The organism is Tindallia texcoconensis, assembly GCF_055383815.1.
On the sequence record NZ_AP042431.1, the window covers coordinates 1,308,783 to 1,324,513 of the forward strand.

Annotated in this window: 13 protein-coding genes; 4 read left to right on the forward strand and 9 right to left on the reverse strand. The window is 43.8% G+C overall.

The features are described from left to right. The first annotated feature begins 103 nt into the window (after positions 1-103). From ACZ47N_RS06020 to ACZ47N_RS06035, 4 genes are all read left to right on the forward strand, one after another. A complete protein-coding gene (locus ACZ47N_RS06020) occupies positions 104-2,146 on the forward strand; it encodes a methyl-accepting chemotaxis protein (RefSeq protein ID WP_464888232.1) in 2,043 nt (680 codons plus the stop codon). Positions 2,147-2,249: 103 nt separating this feature from the next. Further along, positions 2,250-5,066 carry a bifunctional diguanylate cyclase/phosphodiesterase gene (locus tag ACZ47N_RS06025; RefSeq protein ID WP_464888233.1) on the forward strand — a complete coding sequence of 939 codons (2,817 nt, stop codon included), beginning with the start codon at positions 2,250-2,252 and terminating at the stop codon, positions 5,064-5,066. A gap of 79 nt (positions 5,067-5,145) precedes the next feature. After that, positions 5,146-6,084, forward strand: a complete 939-nt coding sequence (locus tag ACZ47N_RS06030; RefSeq protein ID WP_464888234.1) for an EamA family transporter — start codon at positions 5,146-5,148, stop codon at positions 6,082-6,084. Continuing rightward, a complete protein-coding gene (locus tag ACZ47N_RS06035; RefSeq protein ID WP_464888235.1) occupies positions 6,065-6,613 on the forward strand; it encodes a flavodoxin domain-containing protein in 549 nt (182 codons plus the stop codon). Before ACZ47N_RS06030 ends, ACZ47N_RS06035 begins: the two co-directional genes overlap by 20 nt. Before the next feature lie 115 nt (positions 6,614-6,728). Here ACZ47N_RS06035 and ACZ47N_RS06040 read toward each other — a convergent pair whose 3' ends face one another. From ACZ47N_RS06040 to ACZ47N_RS06080, 9 genes are all read right to left on the reverse strand, one after another. Next, a complete protein-coding gene (locus ACZ47N_RS06040) occupies positions 6,729-7,670 on the reverse strand; it encodes an ABC transporter substrate-binding protein (protein ID WP_464888236.1) in 942 nt (313 codons plus the stop codon). An 88-nt stretch (positions 7,671-7,758) separates the two neighbouring features. After that, positions 7,759-8,529 (reverse strand): ATP-binding cassette domain-containing protein, encoded by a 771-nt coding sequence (locus tag ACZ47N_RS06045; RefSeq protein WP_093315456.1) that lies wholly within the window; start codon positions 8,527-8,529, stop codon positions 7,759-7,761. Beyond that, the gene (locus tag ACZ47N_RS06050) at positions 8,522-9,259 is read right to left on the reverse strand and encodes a GTP-binding protein (protein WP_464888237.1); all 738 of its coding nucleotides are present in this window, start codon (positions 9,257-9,259) and stop codon (positions 8,522-8,524) included. Before ACZ47N_RS06050 ends, ACZ47N_RS06045 begins: the two co-directional genes overlap by 8 nt. A gap of 127 nt (positions 9,260-9,386) precedes the next feature. Then, positions 9,387-10,562, reverse strand: coding sequence for an ABC transporter substrate-binding protein (locus ACZ47N_RS06055; RefSeq protein WP_464888238.1), 1,176 nt, complete (start codon positions 10,560-10,562; stop codon positions 9,387-9,389). 42 nt (positions 10,563-10,604) lie between these two features. Then, positions 10,605-11,774: a nitrogenase component 1 gene (locus ACZ47N_RS06060; protein ID WP_464888239.1), complete on the reverse strand. Its 1,170-nt coding sequence runs from the start codon at positions 11,772-11,774 to the stop codon at positions 10,605-10,607. A gap of 11 nt (positions 11,775-11,785) precedes the next feature. After that, positions 11,786-13,105, reverse strand: a complete 1,320-nt coding sequence (locus ACZ47N_RS06065; protein ID WP_464888240.1) for a nitrogenase component 1 — start codon at positions 13,103-13,105, stop codon at positions 11,786-11,788. After that, a complete protein-coding gene (locus ACZ47N_RS06070) occupies positions 13,102-13,917 on the reverse strand; it encodes a nucleotide-binding protein (protein ID WP_464888241.1) in 816 nt (271 codons plus the stop codon). The genes ACZ47N_RS06065 and ACZ47N_RS06070 overlap by 4 nt, the downstream gene beginning before the upstream one ends. After that, entirely contained in the window at positions 13,917-14,714 is a 798-nt protein-coding gene (locus ACZ47N_RS06075; protein ID WP_464888242.1) for an ABC transporter ATP-binding protein, read from the reverse strand. Before ACZ47N_RS06075 ends, ACZ47N_RS06070 begins: the two co-directional genes overlap by 1 nt. Then, positions 14,707-15,726 carry a FecCD family ABC transporter permease gene (locus ACZ47N_RS06080; RefSeq protein ID WP_464888243.1) on the reverse strand — a complete coding sequence of 340 codons (1,020 nt, stop codon included), beginning with the start codon at positions 15,724-15,726 and terminating at the stop codon, positions 14,707-14,709. Before ACZ47N_RS06080 ends, ACZ47N_RS06075 begins: the two co-directional genes overlap by 8 nt. Positions 15,727-15,731 lie beyond the last annotated feature (5 nt).

A 15,731-nucleotide genomic window follows, 5' to 3' on the forward strand; every position in this document is an offset into this window, starting at 1 on the left:
ATTTCCATATCCACTGGGTATTAAGTATTTATCGTTAGAATTTTCGGTCATTTTATGTTACTACCACTGTCCTTACAAAAAGAGGAAAGAAAGGATGAACAAGATGAAATCTTTAAAAACGAAACTAATTATCATGTTTGGAGCTATTTTTGCCCTAGTTTTCTTAGGGGCAACCTTTATCAACACCTCCCTTACCAGCAAATACATTGGTGAAGAAGTTGAGAGGGCCTTGGTAAGCAATGTCAGGGGTAATGCTTTGCTTCTGGAAGAGATGATGGATGATCATTTTGACTATATGGCTACCTTATCCGAACACCCAGAAATTTATCAAGGCGGCAATAATCCCTTAGACTATACGGACGCTGAGTGGAGGCGCTTCGCTTCTCAATTTCATCCGCAAATGGAAAGAAAAGGCTATGTAAGAATGTTTTTAAGCGATGACCAAGCCAACTCCTATCGCTTGGATAACGAAAGGGTTCACGTTGATATCACCACTAGAGAATACTACCAAATAGCCATGACTGGCCAACCCAATATCTCTGATGTTCTCATTGGCGCTGCATCTGGTGAAGCCATTCTCATTATCGCAGAACCCATTGAGCGAAATGGTCGGGTTCAAGGAATTTTATATGCCGTCATGAACCATCATGAAATCGATCGAATCAGTAGCCAATTAACCTATGGAGAAACTGGTTTTTCATACATTCTCAACGGACAAGGTGATCTTATTACAAGCCCTAATTTTGAACATATTGAAAACCAGGAAAATTTGATTGACCTTGCCAATGGGGATGATTCGATTGTGGGACTGGCGGAACTCCTTCAAGAAAAAGTCCTCCAAGGCGAAACAGGCTATGGCCAATATCGCGTCGAGGGTAATCAACGAGTAGCCGCTTACACACCTGTGGACCACCCTAATTTAGATTGGTATATCGTGACAGCCGTCAATGAAGCAGAAGTTTTTGCAGGTGCCAAATCTGCAAGTCAGGTGGGCCTCTTGATCGCCGTAGCTTCTTTACTGATCGTGCTGACCATTGTCTATATAGCAAGTGGTAGGATTTCCCATCCCATTGTAGCCGTTACACAAAAACTAAATAAACTAGCCACCCTGGATTTTTCCCAGCTAAAGGATGACAAGGAAGCAAAAACCTTGGACCGCAAAGACGAAATTGGCGAAATGACCAAAGCTCTTATTTCCATGAGAGATAATGTGGTTCAGTTTATTCAAGCAACTTCAGATGCCTCGGATCAAGTAGCTTCTTCTGCCGAAGAACTTACAGTCGCAGCCAACGAAACAAGTCTCTCTTCCACAGAAGTAGCGAAAACCATTACAGAGATTGCAGAAGGTGCCTCGGATCAAGCTAGTGATACCGAAAACACTGCCAATAATATAGAAGAACTACGCAAGTTATTAGACTCCAACGCTGAACTGATCTCCAAACTAAATGAAGCCGCCGGAAAAATAGATGCTGAAAAAGAAGATGGCTTTAAAATACTCTCGGAACTAGTGGAAAAAACCAAAGCATCTAATATCGCATCGGAAAAAGTCTATCAAAACATTCTTAGCAACAATGAAAGTGCTGAAAAAATCGAAACGGCCAGCTCGATGATTCAAAGCATTGCGGATCAAACCAATCTTCTGGCTTTAAATGCAGCCATAGAAGCCGCCAGAGCCGGAGAAGCAGGCCGAGGCTTTGCCGTTGTCGCCGATGAAATAAGAAAGCTTGCAGAAGACTCAAATCGTTTTACAAGTGATATAAAAGAAGTGATCCAAGAACTGAAATCCAAATCGGAAAATGCAGTTGATACGATGAATGAAGTAAAAGGCATTATCCAGCAACAAAGCAATAGTGTGAAAGAAACCGAAGATAAATTTGATGGCATTGCCACATCAACCGAATTGGTTAAGCAGGTTGTGGATCAGCTTAATGACTCGTCTGCCATGATGGAAAAAAACAAAGACAATATTGTTGAATTAGTCCAAAGTTTATCAGCTATTTCCGAAGAAAATGCCGCAAGTACAGAAGAAGCTTCTGCCGCTACGGAACAGCAAACCGCCAGTATTAAAGAAGTGGCTAACGCAGGTGAAAATTTAGCTTCTATTGCTGAAGATTTGCAAACCTTGATTAATCGATTCAAAGTGTAAGCATTCTAATGTTAGAAGGAAGGGATGCATCCGCATCCCTTCCTTCTTCCTAAAAACAAAACAAGACGCCTTATCTCTTTTCCCAAAATAAAGGAGCATTGCCATGACATGGATTCAGCATAAACTAGTGCGAAAAATATCTGTTTTCTTCATTCTTCTCACACTTTTTATATTGGGTACCAATAGTTATCTGATGAACCAGTCTTCAACGGGGTTTTTTATTGAGGAAAGTGAGAAAATGCTTTTACGAGATGCGGCGGTCCTCCAACAAGAAATAGATGGATATTTACAAGAATATTTAATGCTAGTAGATACCATGAGTAAAAACGAAGACTTCCTCCTCTTATTAGAAAGAATTGAAGACCGATATGCCAAAAGGGAAGACCCCCTCTATAGACGGGTCACCAGGCAGTTGCAAGGACTAAAATCTTTGGATTCAAGAATATCCCTGGTGTTTTTAGGATTGGCACAAGCCAATGATCTGATTACAGATCGCTATGACTACGATAGTCCCGCTGATTTTGATTTGCGAAACCGTTTTTGGTATCAAGAAACCATCGACGCCGATTCCACTGTCATTACTTCTCCTTATATTGATTTTGTAACTGGCGAAATGATTATCTCTGTGGCAAAAGCCATTTGGAAGCATGGGGAAGATATAGGCGCCGTTGCCATCGATGTTAAAATTGATGACCTTTACCAATTAATGGAGGACTATGACATTGGCATTTCTGGGTACCCCGTACTCGTTACCCACCAAGGAGAAGTGATTTATCATCCCTCCCAACCAGTTTTAACCCAACCTGGACAATTTTCTCTGAAGGATCACTTTCCTTTCCACAATGATTTTTTAACGGAGCCAAAGGGTGTTTTTCATTTCCATAAAAATCAAGATGCTTGGTATGCGGCTCATATTTCCTTAAAGTCAGCCGATTGGACTCTTATGACCTTTTTGCCAGAATCAGAAGTACTGGCTCCCTTGGGAATGCTCCACCAACATTGGTTGACCTTGTTATTGGGTTTTTCTGCTTTGGCGTTGGCACTTATTCTTTTGATCAGTCGCCAGATGACTCGACCTCTGTCCATCATCACCCATGAAATTCGCACCTACGAACACGAAAAGATCATGATGGCTTTTCCTACTCCTTTCTTTGAACGGACGGATGAAATTGGTAGCTTAGTCCACAGCCTTTATGAAATGTCTCACACCATTAGTCAATATACAGAAGAACTACAAGCACAAAACGAAGAACTCATCGAAGAATCCCAGCAACGAAAAGCGACACAAGACCGATTAGAACTTATTTTAGAATTGCTGTCAGGCAGTCAAGAAGCTACTTTCATTACGACTCGACAAGATACGTATCTTTATGCCAACGACCCTTTGCTGACCCTAATCAACAAAACGCCAGAAAGCCTTGCATCCCATGCTTTGTTGCAGGATACCTTTCAACTTGATGTGAAAAACCTACCCAAATTGGTGAAAGGAAATACCTTTCACAAAGAAATCACCTTAAGGCCCCCTCAGGAAGAACCGCAGGTCTTTGATTTGACCCTTCAATATGTCCAATTGGGAAAAGAACTTTATTATTTAGGCTATCTTCATAATATTACCAAAGAAAAAAAACAGGAACATGAAATCTTACAGCTTAAAACCATTGATCCCCTCACAGACTTATTAACTGGGGTTTCTTTTGAAAATCAGGCCAAGAAAATCCTCACGGAACATCCTTTTTCCCTTCATGCTTTTGTGCTCTTGAACATCCGTAGATTTCGCCTGATTAACGAAGCCCGGGGACATCACTTTGGCAATCAAATTCTCATTCGAATCGCCACCATGTTAAAAAAATTCGTCTCCCAAGACGATTTAGTTTCTCGTTTCACAGGAGATGAATTTGGAGTCTTACTGACTAATTTAAGAGGAAAAGAAGCTATTTATCAACAAGTAAAAGCCTTGGGTGCCTTACTAAATTCAGCTTATGCCATCGATGAAGAAGAGGTCTATATAGAAATCGCCATGGGGGTCAGCGTCTATCCTAGCGACGGAGATACCTATCGCAAGATTCTTTCCGGCGCTACATCGGCCCTTAATCAATCAAAAAAACAAAAACTGGAAAATATTCAGTACTACAACGAACTGTATAATCAACAGAGTATTTATCAGTATGAGCTTCAAAAATCCTTGCGTAATGCCATCGAAGCAGGCGAGTTTTCTCTTGTCTATCAACCACAAGTTCATATGAAAACCAAAGAAATTATTGGAATAGAAGCCTTATGCCGATGGAACAGTCCCAAAGGGCCTATTCCTCCAGATGTCTTTATCTCCTTGGCAGAAGATTCCGGTCTGATTGTTCCTTTAGGAGAATGGATTTTACAAACATCCTGTCAATTTGCTGCATCCTTGGAAAAGAACAACCTGGCCCTACCAGTGAGTGTCAATGTTTCTGCATTACAGTTTACCTATCCATATTTAGTGCAATTAGTAGAAAAAACCTTACAAGAAACAAAACTATCCCCTGATCTTTTAGAATTAGAGCTAACGGAAGGGATCTTAATGCATCGGGAATCCCAAAGCGTTCAATTACTCAAAGCCCTCTCGGGCATTGGTGTAAAAATTTCTATTGATGATTTTGGAACAGGCTACTCTTCCCTATCCTATTTAAATAAGTTTCAGGTTGATAAGATTAAAATTGATCGGTCTTTTATCCAAGGTATTCCCAACAAAGACGACGGCACCATTGCCAAAGTCATCATCGAGCTGGCTCATTCTTTTGAATTGGAAGTCATTGCCGAAGGGGTAGAATCCTCTTTGCAAGCATCCTTTTTACTGGAAAAAGACTGTTGCTTTGCTCAAGGGTATTATTATTACAAACCATTGTTGGCCTCAGATCTGCAAAATGTATTGACAAGAGATTCATGATTTTCCCATGCATGCTATTGTATCCTTGGAAAAAATTGCGTATGCTAGAGATAGATCGCATACCAAAGGAGTCGATGGCATGAGAAACAAAGATAAGCTACTGGCATTCATGGTGGTAATCCTGTGGGGATTTAACTTTACGGCCATAAAGCTAGGACTGGAAGGAGTCCCGTCCACCTTATTGGCCGCCTTGCGATACACCTGTTTATTGCCAGTGGTTTTTTTCGTAAAAAAACCGACCATTCCCTTGGGATATGGCGTCGCTTATGGGCTTTGCGTAGGAGTGGGACAATTTGGGAGTTTATTTTATGCCATGGAAATTGGCATGCCGGCAGGACTATCTTCCATCGTGCTACAAGCTTCGGCTTTTATCACCCCGCTACTGGCCTTCTTTTTCCTTCAGGAACCCATGAACCGCCGGCAACATTTAGGGCTCATCATTGCAGCCTGTGGGCTCCTCTTTATTGCAAATAGTGGTCAGCACAACCATATAGCCGGCATCCCGATATCTGGGCTTTTATTAACACTGCTAGCCGCATCCTTTTGGGCACTATCCAATATTATCCTGAGATATGCTGCCAACCAGGCCATTGCTAGAGGCGAAACCATCGATATGTTTGGGTTGGTCATCTGGGCTAGTCTCATTCCACCTATCCCTCTGTTCCTCATCGCTTTTTGGATAGATAGCCCTGCTACCATTTTAAGTGCCCTGACCCAACTCAGCTCTATTTCCATTTTTTCGATTCTCTACCTGGCCTTTGGTGCCACGCTATTGGGCTATGGAGGCTGGAGTTATTTATTAGGAAGATACCCAGCTTCCCGCATCGCTCCTTTTTCACTGCTGGTACCTGTCACAGGGCTTCTCTCTGCAAAATTAGTTCTAGGTGAACAAATGACATCCATGCAGTGGATCGGTGGCATCACCATCTTAGCAGGATTGATCATTGCCAATTTTGACCTATCCCGATTTCAAAAACAACATACATGGAGGAATCAACATGGAACAAAACAACACTAAAAAAGTGGTGGTATTATACAAAAGTCATTACGGAAGCACCCAACAATATGCACAGTGGCTAGCCGAAGAAACTGGCGGTGACTGTTGGGACTTGGACAGCGTCCAGATGGATGCACTTAAGCACTATGATGTGATTCTCTTTGGCGGAGGGTTATACGCTGCTGGAATCAGTGGAATAAAATCCTTTCAAAAAATCTATCCCTCTCTACACGCTAAAAAAGTAATTGTTTTTGGAGTCGGTCTGTCACCCTCCAGAAAAAAAACTTTGCTCGATGTTGAGAATGCCAGTTTTTCCGATGAAATGAAGGGTCAAGTTCCACTGTTTTTGCTTCGGGGTGCTTTTGATTATACCAAACAGAAATTCATGCATAAAATGATGATGAAACTCATGGAGACAAAAATCAAAAGCAAAGATCCATCCCAATGGACGGAGGATGACAAAGGTCTGTTGAATTCCATGAAAAAACCCGTAGATTATCTTGATAGAACCTCCATCAAGCCCATTTTAGACGCAATCGCCGATCGCTAAATTTCCCCATCAAACTTTCTTTTGCAGCCACTTGATCCATCGATCCCATCTACCAAAAGGGACGCAAGAAGCGTCCCTTTTTTCCCCTAAGCGACAGCGTAGATGATCATCGCATTCAATCCTCTAATAGACTCATATCCTTTTGCTCCACCCATTCCCAACTGGGATAGAGTAGTTTTCCTTTATATGCCATGAGTTCTTGCTTTGGCTCCACTTCAGGATGAACTGGAATCATGAGCCCTCTTTGACTATATAAATCCTGTATTTCTTGGGAATAAAGGCTTTCTAACAGGATTTCTCGTACTTCTGGTCCAGCGTCTGCCCTTACGGCCACGTAAGAAATAACCACGAAGAGCCCTTCCTCTGGCCATATTTTTTCCACCTGGCCGCTTTTTCCTGGACCCGAAGCAAACAGCAGTGGCACAATGCCTAAGGGGTATTGGCCTCGATCCACCGCATCAAAAACAGCCGCTGGATTACTTACGACACTAAAATGCTCCTTGGCGGTGTGTAGCCCTTCTTCTCCATACAAATACCAATATCCTTTTAAAATAGATTTCCCTGCAGGCTTATCTGTGCTGGAAATGGCGATTTTCCCTGCCAGTGATGGATCTAACAAATCTTCCCATCCACGGATTTCCGTTGTTTCCTCCAACATTTCCTTGTTTTTTATCATGACGACTGGCACCACTACTCCAGGCTGAAAATACCCTTGAGCATGAGCCATCTCTGCAAATTCCTTGCGAATCGGAAACCAATCCTCTATGGGCTGAAAAAGAGGAAGATTTCCCAGTAACAGATCTTTCCGATGAAACAATTGCATATCTGTACTCACCAGTACATCGGCTCCCATTCGTCCCTGCTGCAGATCTTCCTCTAATCGATCCTCCATTAACATGTCTTCAATCAACCCATAATAATCAAAGTCTACGGTGGCATTTTTTTGTGCTTTCCAACGGGAGGCCGTTGCATCCAGTTTTCCTTCTACCGCTTTTTTCAGGCAGCTAGGGTTATTCCAATATAATGTGATGTGTTTTTCGATCCCTTGATTCTCCATTTTTTCATGCCCCTTTCTTCCTAAACCCTTTTTTCTTTCCCCATCCAAAATTTCTTTTTGTGATCCATCCTAGGCGTTATGCTTTCTTTTATGGTTGAAATTCTAAGGATACAGATTCTCCCTGTCGCAACTGGTCTTGCAAACCTTGCAGAACACCTGCCATTTTTTCCAGTCTGCCACGAACTGTTACTTCCTGTTGTGTTAATGCCAGTACCGCCTGCATCCCTCCGTTGCCCATGATGATTCTTTTTTCTCCTAATAAGGCTAACAGTGGATCGTGGGTGACCACCAACACGATTTTTTGTTGTGCTGCCAGGGTTTCCATGGCTTTAAGCCGATGAATTCCCGCATTTTCCACTTCGTCAATCAATACCACCGGAGAATCTCCATTAATGGCTACATCGGCAATCATCAAGGATCGAGATTGCCCTCCGCTGAGGCGTGTCAAGTTCTCTTCTGGTTTTATGGCTTCTCCCGCAAAGGTATTGGCGCATTCAATGACTTCTTCTGCTTTTTTTCCCGGTTCCCTAAAGCCTCGACACCCTGCATGCATGATTAAAAACTCTTTTACTTTCATATCCAAAATAAAATTCATATTTTGAGAAAGGTGTGCCACCAAGTTTTGTTCATATCTATGGAGGGCATTATCCAGAGGAGGCTCGCCATCCAGCAAAATTTGACGTCTGGAAATAGAATCTCGCTGGGCTATTTGTTCAATATCATTAATGAGCTGACTTTTACCTGATCCCGTAAATCCCACAATGCTATATACCTGCCCCACTTGAACCGTTACTTCTTGTACGGCTTCTGGCTCTCCATTTTTCTTGCGTCCTCCCAGAATGGTAATCTCCCTAAGCATATATGCCCCCTCCTCTTTTGCTAAAATCCATTTTATAGACCACTCCATGTTGGTGTTTATTGCCCAAGCGTTTTTCTCCCATGCAATAGGAACAGATTGCCGTTGGCATAGGATGACGCAGCCGCGAATCACTGATTTCCTGCAGGGGGTCTTCTTGATGAATAATAGTAGCCAGCCCCTCACATCCGCTACCAGTTAATCCATTGGCTTCTAGAATAAGGGCTTTGTCGTTGATTTCTCGGATTTTGGCACGAAATACTTCTCTTTCGGCTTGAGACACCATATCTCCCTTGGTCATAATCACCACATCGGAAGTGGTGACCACCGGACCTGCCTTCTGAGGTGTTTTGATGCTGGACAAACAATCCACCACGCAAAAGGTTAGGACGCCTTCGATTCCTGGAGCACAGCGATGACAAAGCCCTGCGGTTTCAATCACCAAAATTTCCGCTTCATTTTCTTCTGTCCAGGAAATCATTTCCTCATAATTCACTGCATAAAAATGATCCGGACATATGTCGTTGCTCAAGCCAACGGCTACCGGAACTCCTAAGGCTGCATATTTCACATCGTCTTCCGTCTCCAAACAGTCCACCTTTACGACGGCCACTTTTTGATCTTTTCGTTGCAAATTTTTCACCACATGAAGCATGACTTCTGTTTTACCTGTAGCCGGCGGTCCAGCCACAATGACAGCTTTAGGCCGTTGTTGCTTTGTTTCCTCAATCATCCATCTCATTCCTTTCCTTTCCATTATTCTGTGATTTAAAAGAAGGTGCTGGCGGGGAATCCACTTTCAGGAAATGACCCCGCCTGCGTTTCTTGAAATCCAGTAAATGCCAAGAAGGGTTTTTGCTCTACTGGCCGCCGCCTCCGGCAGCTCCTTCCCTGACTGGATTCAGGATGGCATGTATTTCTTCCTGGGATAATTCGTAGTCATAGTAGGCGGCATAATAGCTACGTATTTCTTCTTCCATATCGTAATCGAATAAGTCTGGTTGATTGTGCTGTGCCAACCACTGCAACATTAAGGGAGCGTCGCCGGAAGGGGGGAACCACCGGTAAATGCCCATGGGGATTTTATACACCCTTTTATTCTTCACGGCATGGATTTGGCTCCAATCCTGACCTTGGATCTCGTTGTTGTAAAAGTCTTCTGGTTGTAGTGCTGTGAAGTTGGTAATATAAATAATTTCTGGATTCCAAGCATAAATTTGTTCCATTTCTACTGGAGCTCTTCCAGTAATCTCTTCTTCGGCTACATCAATAGCCCCAGTGGTGGTTAACCAATAATTCCCAAAGAAGTTGGATCCAGAAACCACTGGCTGCCCATCAATATGATTAAAGAGCATCATGGCCCGAGGTTTTTCTTCGAGATCTTGCACTTTTTCGGTGATTTCATTTTCAACTTGTAATCCATAATCAATAATTCCCTGGGCCCGGTCTTCCAAGTCGTAGATTTCGCCTAGCATTTCAATCCAGCTATTGATGGTTTTTAGCACATCACCGTCCGCAATGCCAGTAGTGCCAATGGCTACTGTCCGAATTCCTGCTTCTTCATATAAGCCTTCCAGGCCAGATTCTGCCCGAATAAATACCAGATCCGGATCCAGCATTAAGAGCTCTTCTATATTGATTTCTTCGCCGCTGGCAAAGCCGGTTTCGGCTGCCTGCATCCCCGGTGCCAGTACCGACAGCATGGAATGCTCATAAGCACTTTTAGATGCCGGATGCATGCCTACAATGTCCTCATCTCTTCCTGTTGCCAGAAAATAGACGGATGGAAAGGGAAGGATTCGATCCGTAACGACCCGATTTATTTCATCTGGAATTTCCACTTCCCGCCCTAATTGGTCGATAATGATTCGCCCAGTCTTTTCTTCAGATCCTTGGACCTCTGTCGAATCTGCGGTTTCCTGAGACGTGGTTTGGGAAATCTCTTGGCTGGTATCACCGCTATTGCCACAACCTGTCAGCAGTGCCAATACCAGCACTAGCAATAGGGCTGTCCCCCTGATTCCTCTGTTTTTCATCTGCCTTCTACCTCCTCTGACTCTTGTTTCGGATTGGTTTTTTTATAAAATACTTCTTTTCTTGCTTTCTATGACGTTTGGTGCCAGGCCTGTATAAAGCACCTCATGGCCCCAGGCAATTCTGCTGGATACGGCTAAATGGGGAATGGAATAATACCTTGGTTTTCTTTCTTTAAAAAAAGCCTGAAACAACGGATCTCCCACTACCACGTCATAGTCATGTTCTGCCACCAGTCTTTCCATGGCTTCTTCTGACGTTAATTGCCGATCTCCCTGACGCATATAGGCTTTCTCCATTTGAAAAAAGGAACATACGTGCAAAGATTCCATGGCTTCTTCTTTTTCCAGATACTCCCGAAAGGCATTGGCCCATATTTGTTCGCCTATAATAAGCCCCTTTGGAGGTGTTTTACTCCCTGCCTCTTTTCCCAAGAAAACTGGCTTTTCCTCCTTGGGATTCCCTATTTTTCCCACTAATTCCTTCGTTGGTTTTCTGCCAATGGGTACGCCTACCACATAAGGCATATCATACTGTTGTTCCAAATACTGTGCTGCTTTTAAACCAGCCATAGAAATCACCAGATTCACCTGTGCATTGAGGCTTGTCTGGATGCTGCTTAGTCCTTCGCCATCCATGCCCCAAATGCTGTTGACCCGTTGGCCATTTTCTTCCAGTGCTTCTTTTATCTGAGCAAGTTGATTGAGGCCCCAATAATCCATGGGAGTTGCACCAAGAATGTTCACATTTCCCTTGGCTGGTTTTTCCGAAGAAGCCCATCTTTGGGCTATGGCTTCAAAGGCTTGTGAAGCGCCTTTTTCATAGGTGTCCATGCCCGTGGTATTCATAGGAATAACAGGAATCGACTGTTCTTCCATAATCATTCTGGAAATGCTTTCATGGTCACTGGCAATCACAGCGGAAGTAGGCGTTCCCATAATGACGATAAACTGTATCGCTTCTTTTATTTGGGCGGTTCTGATTTTTTCCAGTAGTACCTCTTCATCTCCAGTGATGGCATGGATTTCCCGCAACCCTGAACTAAAGATATAGGAAGGTTCTTCAAAAAAACGTGGTTCATCATACCCTGTAACGTTGCCGATACAGCCATCGGCTCCATTCAAAAGAATCACGCCGCCCAAAGAGTAAAAGGCGGCACTGGCACCGGAATAATCTGGGGCCATGGGGGGAAGCTTCTTTAATATTGTCTTCATTCTTTTCCTCCTTATATCACCAGATTGGCTTGATAAATCCGTTGTATCAAATCGCCCTGATATGGCTTGGCCTTAAGGATACGGTTCATCAATGTTTTAGCCCCTTGATAGCCATAAAGGGTTTCTTCAAAGGGTAGTTCTATCAAGTGGCTCACATCAAAATAAGCGGCGGCGTCCAAGCCAATGCCCAGATCTAGCTGATCCAATCCTCCTTGGACTCCCGACAAACTTGGCTCCAAATTGGGAATCACTTGGATAGGTTCTGCGTTTTCTGCCAACCACTCTACATAGGATTTTTCTGATGGATGGACGGTTTTTGCCAAGATATACCGAACTTTCATCCCTTGTTGGGTTAAAAATTTGGCCAGTTCAAAAGGCCTTGCATGGATGGTAGCACCTATGGCCACGGTTTTTCCTGCTACTTCTGGGGAGGCTTCTTTTAAAAAGGATTCCACTTCTTCCTGATATTTTTCATAGCCCAAGGAAACACCCAGTGCCTTTTCCATCTGGAGGTAATGATGGGTGGTTTCTTCTGGTGAAAAACTGCTTAAGGCTTCTACATATGGTATCCCTAGTGTTTTCTCTAATGTTTTCACCGCATAAGCACCACCAACAGATACCAGAACATTCAACCTATGGTTGGCCATGGTCTGAAATTTACTCAGCTCTTTATACTCTGTGATATGCTTCAGTTGATAGCCTCCAGCATCCTGCAACAGGGAGTGAATTTCCGAGTTTTTATCCAAGGCCGAAAAGGACCCAATGGTATTGATGTATTTTTCTCGCTTAATCCCTGCCAATGGCTTTTTGTGCAAATAAGCATACATGCTGTCTTGAATCATCAGCTCTGGTGGTTTGGTGGTTTCAGACATAATAGGATTCATTTTAGCCCGTACAATGGGAATACCATGGGCTTCTTCCGCCATTTCCAAGAGGCTGTCGAAATCCGTTCCCAGCAGATCATCGATACAGGTAGAAAAAACCATCATGCCCTTGGGTTTTTCTTGGTCGATCAGGTGATCAATGGCTTCTTGGATTCGTTCTTCATAACTTCCTACAACAATTTCTGTTTCTTCGATCAGCAGATACCTTACTTTCTCGTTATCTCCTGTCTGAAAGGCTGCTATCCCACCATGGCGGCCGCATCCTACTGGAATCACAAATAAAATCAATATTTCCGGCACTAAGCACGCAGCTCTTACCACGCCCCAGCCTCCACCAGAAGGCGCACAGTAATGAAGGGCGCTTTTTCGATTGGTGTTGTTTCTTCTGGTAGCCACTTCTTCTAGCAAGGTATCCATGGGAATATAATAGGGTTTCCATGGTTTCATGCCAACACCCTCTTTCCCAAGGCTTCTGACTCTGAGGAGTTTGTGGTATTGGTGGCATCTGTGGATTTTTGCTGGATCAACCGATCGGCAATTTCAAAAATACGCTTGGATACCGGCAGGGTAGGATCTCCCTGGATTACAGTTTTGTATTGGTCTTCATAGGTCTGGATGGCCGCATCCCTTTCTACCCTACCAATAATCTGGGTATCCGCCTGTTCTGCAAAGGCTTCTACGATTTGTTCTTCGTTTTCGATATTCCGCTTGTTCAGAATTAAGCCCACTAATTTTGCGTAGTTGCGGTTCTGATACTGATCCATGGCCATTTTGATATTGCCTGCCGCAAACAATGCCATTTTTTCGCCGGAAGTAATAATCACAACTTCTTCTGCATAGCCCTTTCGAATTGGCATGGCAAAGCCGCCGCATACCACATCCCCCAGAACATCGTACAAGACAAAATCCGGCTGATATCGTTGAAAGGCATCCAACTCATGCAACAATTCAAAGGCCGTAACAATCCCTCTTCCGGCACAGCCAGTTCCAGGTTTGGGGCCGCCGGCTTCAAAGCATACAATGTCCTTGTATCCAAGGGTAGCAATCTCTTCAATATCATTACATTCCCCATGTTCCAGCAAATAATTGACGATAGGGACGGTTTTTTTTCCACCTGTTAAATTAATGGTAGAATCCGCCTTGGGATCACAACCAATTTGCATCACCCGATATCCTCGAGATGCAATGGCCGCTCCAATACTACTGGTGAGGGTGGATTTACCGATGCCACCCTTCCCATAAAATGCAATTTTCCTCACTATACTGCCTCCTTTGATATGCGAACGGGAAAAATCCGTTGATGTTTCTTTTCTTTCTCCAACCACTCCACCATTTGGCTATCGACATGGAAATAGGTGCGGATTTTCTCATCATTAATTAAATCCGATGCTTCCCCAAAATCCTGTTGTTTTTCCTGGCCCAATAACAAGGCTTTGCCTCCCAGACGAAGGGCATGGTTGGGATAATGGGTATTGATGATAATGGTTAGGCCCATGGTCTCCCTTAAATGTTCCAATAAGTCCAGTATGATCAACTGGTTTTTCATATCCAGATTGGATTCTGGTTCGTCCAGTACCACCACTTCTGGCTGATTCACAATGGCTCTGGCCATTAATACCAGTTGAAGTTGTCCCCCGCTGATTTGTCTGGTAGAGCAATAAGTCAACTCTTCAATACCTACTTTTTGGATGGCTTCTCGGGAAAGATCCACATCCTTTTGGGATGGCTTGGAGTATAAGCCAATGCGAGAGGCTCTTCCCAGCAGCACCATATCCAGCACGGAATAAGGAAAAACAATGTTTCTGGCCTGTGGCACATAACTGACTCGCTGAAAAAACTCCTTTGGTGCATATTCGCGAATCGACTTTCCTTCAAATAAAATCTCTCCAGCTTTTAGCTGTTGAAACCCCATCAAGCATTTAACAAGGGTGGTTTTCCCTACGCCATTGGGCCCTAAGATAGATAAGGTTTCTCCTTTGTTTAAGGACCAACTGACGTCCTGAAAAATAGGCTGATTTTTTTTATACTCGAAAGCTCCTTTTTTCATTTCAATCATGCCATCGACCTCCTGTTCGTCTCAACAAAAGCGCAAAAAATGGCGCTCCAATAATGGCCGTTAACACAGAAAGGGGAATCTCTGCGGCTGTCACAGATCGAGCCATGGTGTCAATCACCAGTAAGTAAATCCCCCCCAATAAAATGGTGGCCGGTATTAATACCCGATGTTCATGGCCCACCATCATTCGGGCAAAATGTGGAATCACCAGTCCCACAAAGCCAATAATGCCGGATAAAGACACCGCCACGGCGGTAATAATGGTGGTAGCGACAATAATCATGCCTCGTAAAAGCTTTAGGTTCACCCCCATGGAGTGAGCCTCTTCTTCGGATAAAGACAGCACATTGAGATGCCAGCGAATGCACCAGATCATCAGGATCCCTATGCCAATAAGTGGAACCCCCAGTTTCAAATCGCTTAAACTGGTGCCACCAAGGCTTCCCATCAACCAGTAGACAATGCTGGGAAGTTTTTCTTCTGGATCTGCCACGTACTGGATCAGAGAGATGAGGGCCTGAAACAGCGCCCCCACCACTACTCCTGCCAACACCAACATATACAATTGAATGCCTTTTTTGGAATGACCTATTCGATAGGTTAAGCCTATGGCGATGATGCCAAATAAAACCGCCAAGGCCTGTATCAAAAGCGGGTTTTCCGATAGCAGAATCCCCAGTGCAGCTCCAAAACCTGCTCCGTAAGAGACTCCCAATACATGACTGCTGACCAAAGGATTGGCAAAAAGAGCCTGCAACGCCGCACCGGACACCGATAACCCTGCCCCAATAAGGACTGCTAACACAATTCTCGGCACCCGAATGCTCCAAATCACCGTTGCTTCCACCTCTGTCCAACCTGGTTCTATATTCAACACCGAAGACGCCAGAATAGACAGTACTCGATCAAAGGGAATCATATAGCGTCCGATTCCCGCCGCCGCCACCATAGTCCCTATTAATAACAACGTAAACCCCAGGATGATTTTATTCGCATTCTCTCGTGTTTGCATGTTTT

Coding starts and splice junctions, on each gene's coding strand:
- ACZ47N_RS06035 (WP_464888235.1), top strand. CDS start 6,065: ATGGAACAAAACAACACTAAAAAAGTGGTGGTATTATACAAAAGTCAT.
- ACZ47N_RS06060 (WP_464888239.1), bottom strand. CDS start 11,774: ATGAAGACAATATTAAAGAAGCTTCCCCCCATGGCCCCAGATTATTCC.
- ACZ47N_RS06025 (WP_464888233.1), top strand. CDS start 2,250: ATGACATGGATTCAGCATAAACTAGTGCGAAAAATATCTGTTTTCTTC.
- ACZ47N_RS06020 (WP_464888232.1), top strand. CDS start 104: ATGAAATCTTTAAAAACGAAACTAATTATCATGTTTGGAGCTATTTTT.
- ACZ47N_RS06050 (WP_464888237.1), bottom strand. CDS start 9,259: ATGATTGAGGAAACAAAGCAACAACGGCCTAAAGCTGTCATTGTGGCT.
- ACZ47N_RS06080 (WP_464888243.1), bottom strand. CDS start 15,726: ATGCAAACACGAGAGAATGCGAATAAAATCATCCTGGGGTTTACGTTG.
- ACZ47N_RS06055 (WP_464888238.1), bottom strand. CDS start 10,562: ATGAAAAACAGAGGAATCAGGGGGACAGCCCTATTGCTAGTGCTGGTA.
- ACZ47N_RS06075 (WP_464888242.1), bottom strand. CDS start 14,714: ATGATTGAAATGAAAAAAGGAGCTTTCGAGTATAAAAAAAATCAGCCT.
- ACZ47N_RS06040 (WP_464888236.1), bottom strand. CDS start 7,670: ATGGAGAATCAAGGGATCGAAAAACACATCACATTATATTGGAATAAC.
- ACZ47N_RS06065 (WP_464888240.1), bottom strand. CDS start 13,105: ATGAAACCATGGAAACCCTATTATATTCCCATGGATACCTTGCTAGAA.
- ACZ47N_RS06045 (WP_093315456.1), bottom strand. CDS start 8,529: ATGCTTAGGGAGATTACCATTCTGGGAGGACGCAAGAAAAATGGAGAG.
- ACZ47N_RS06030 (WP_464888234.1), top strand. CDS start 5,146: ATGAGAAACAAAGATAAGCTACTGGCATTCATGGTGGTAATCCTGTGG.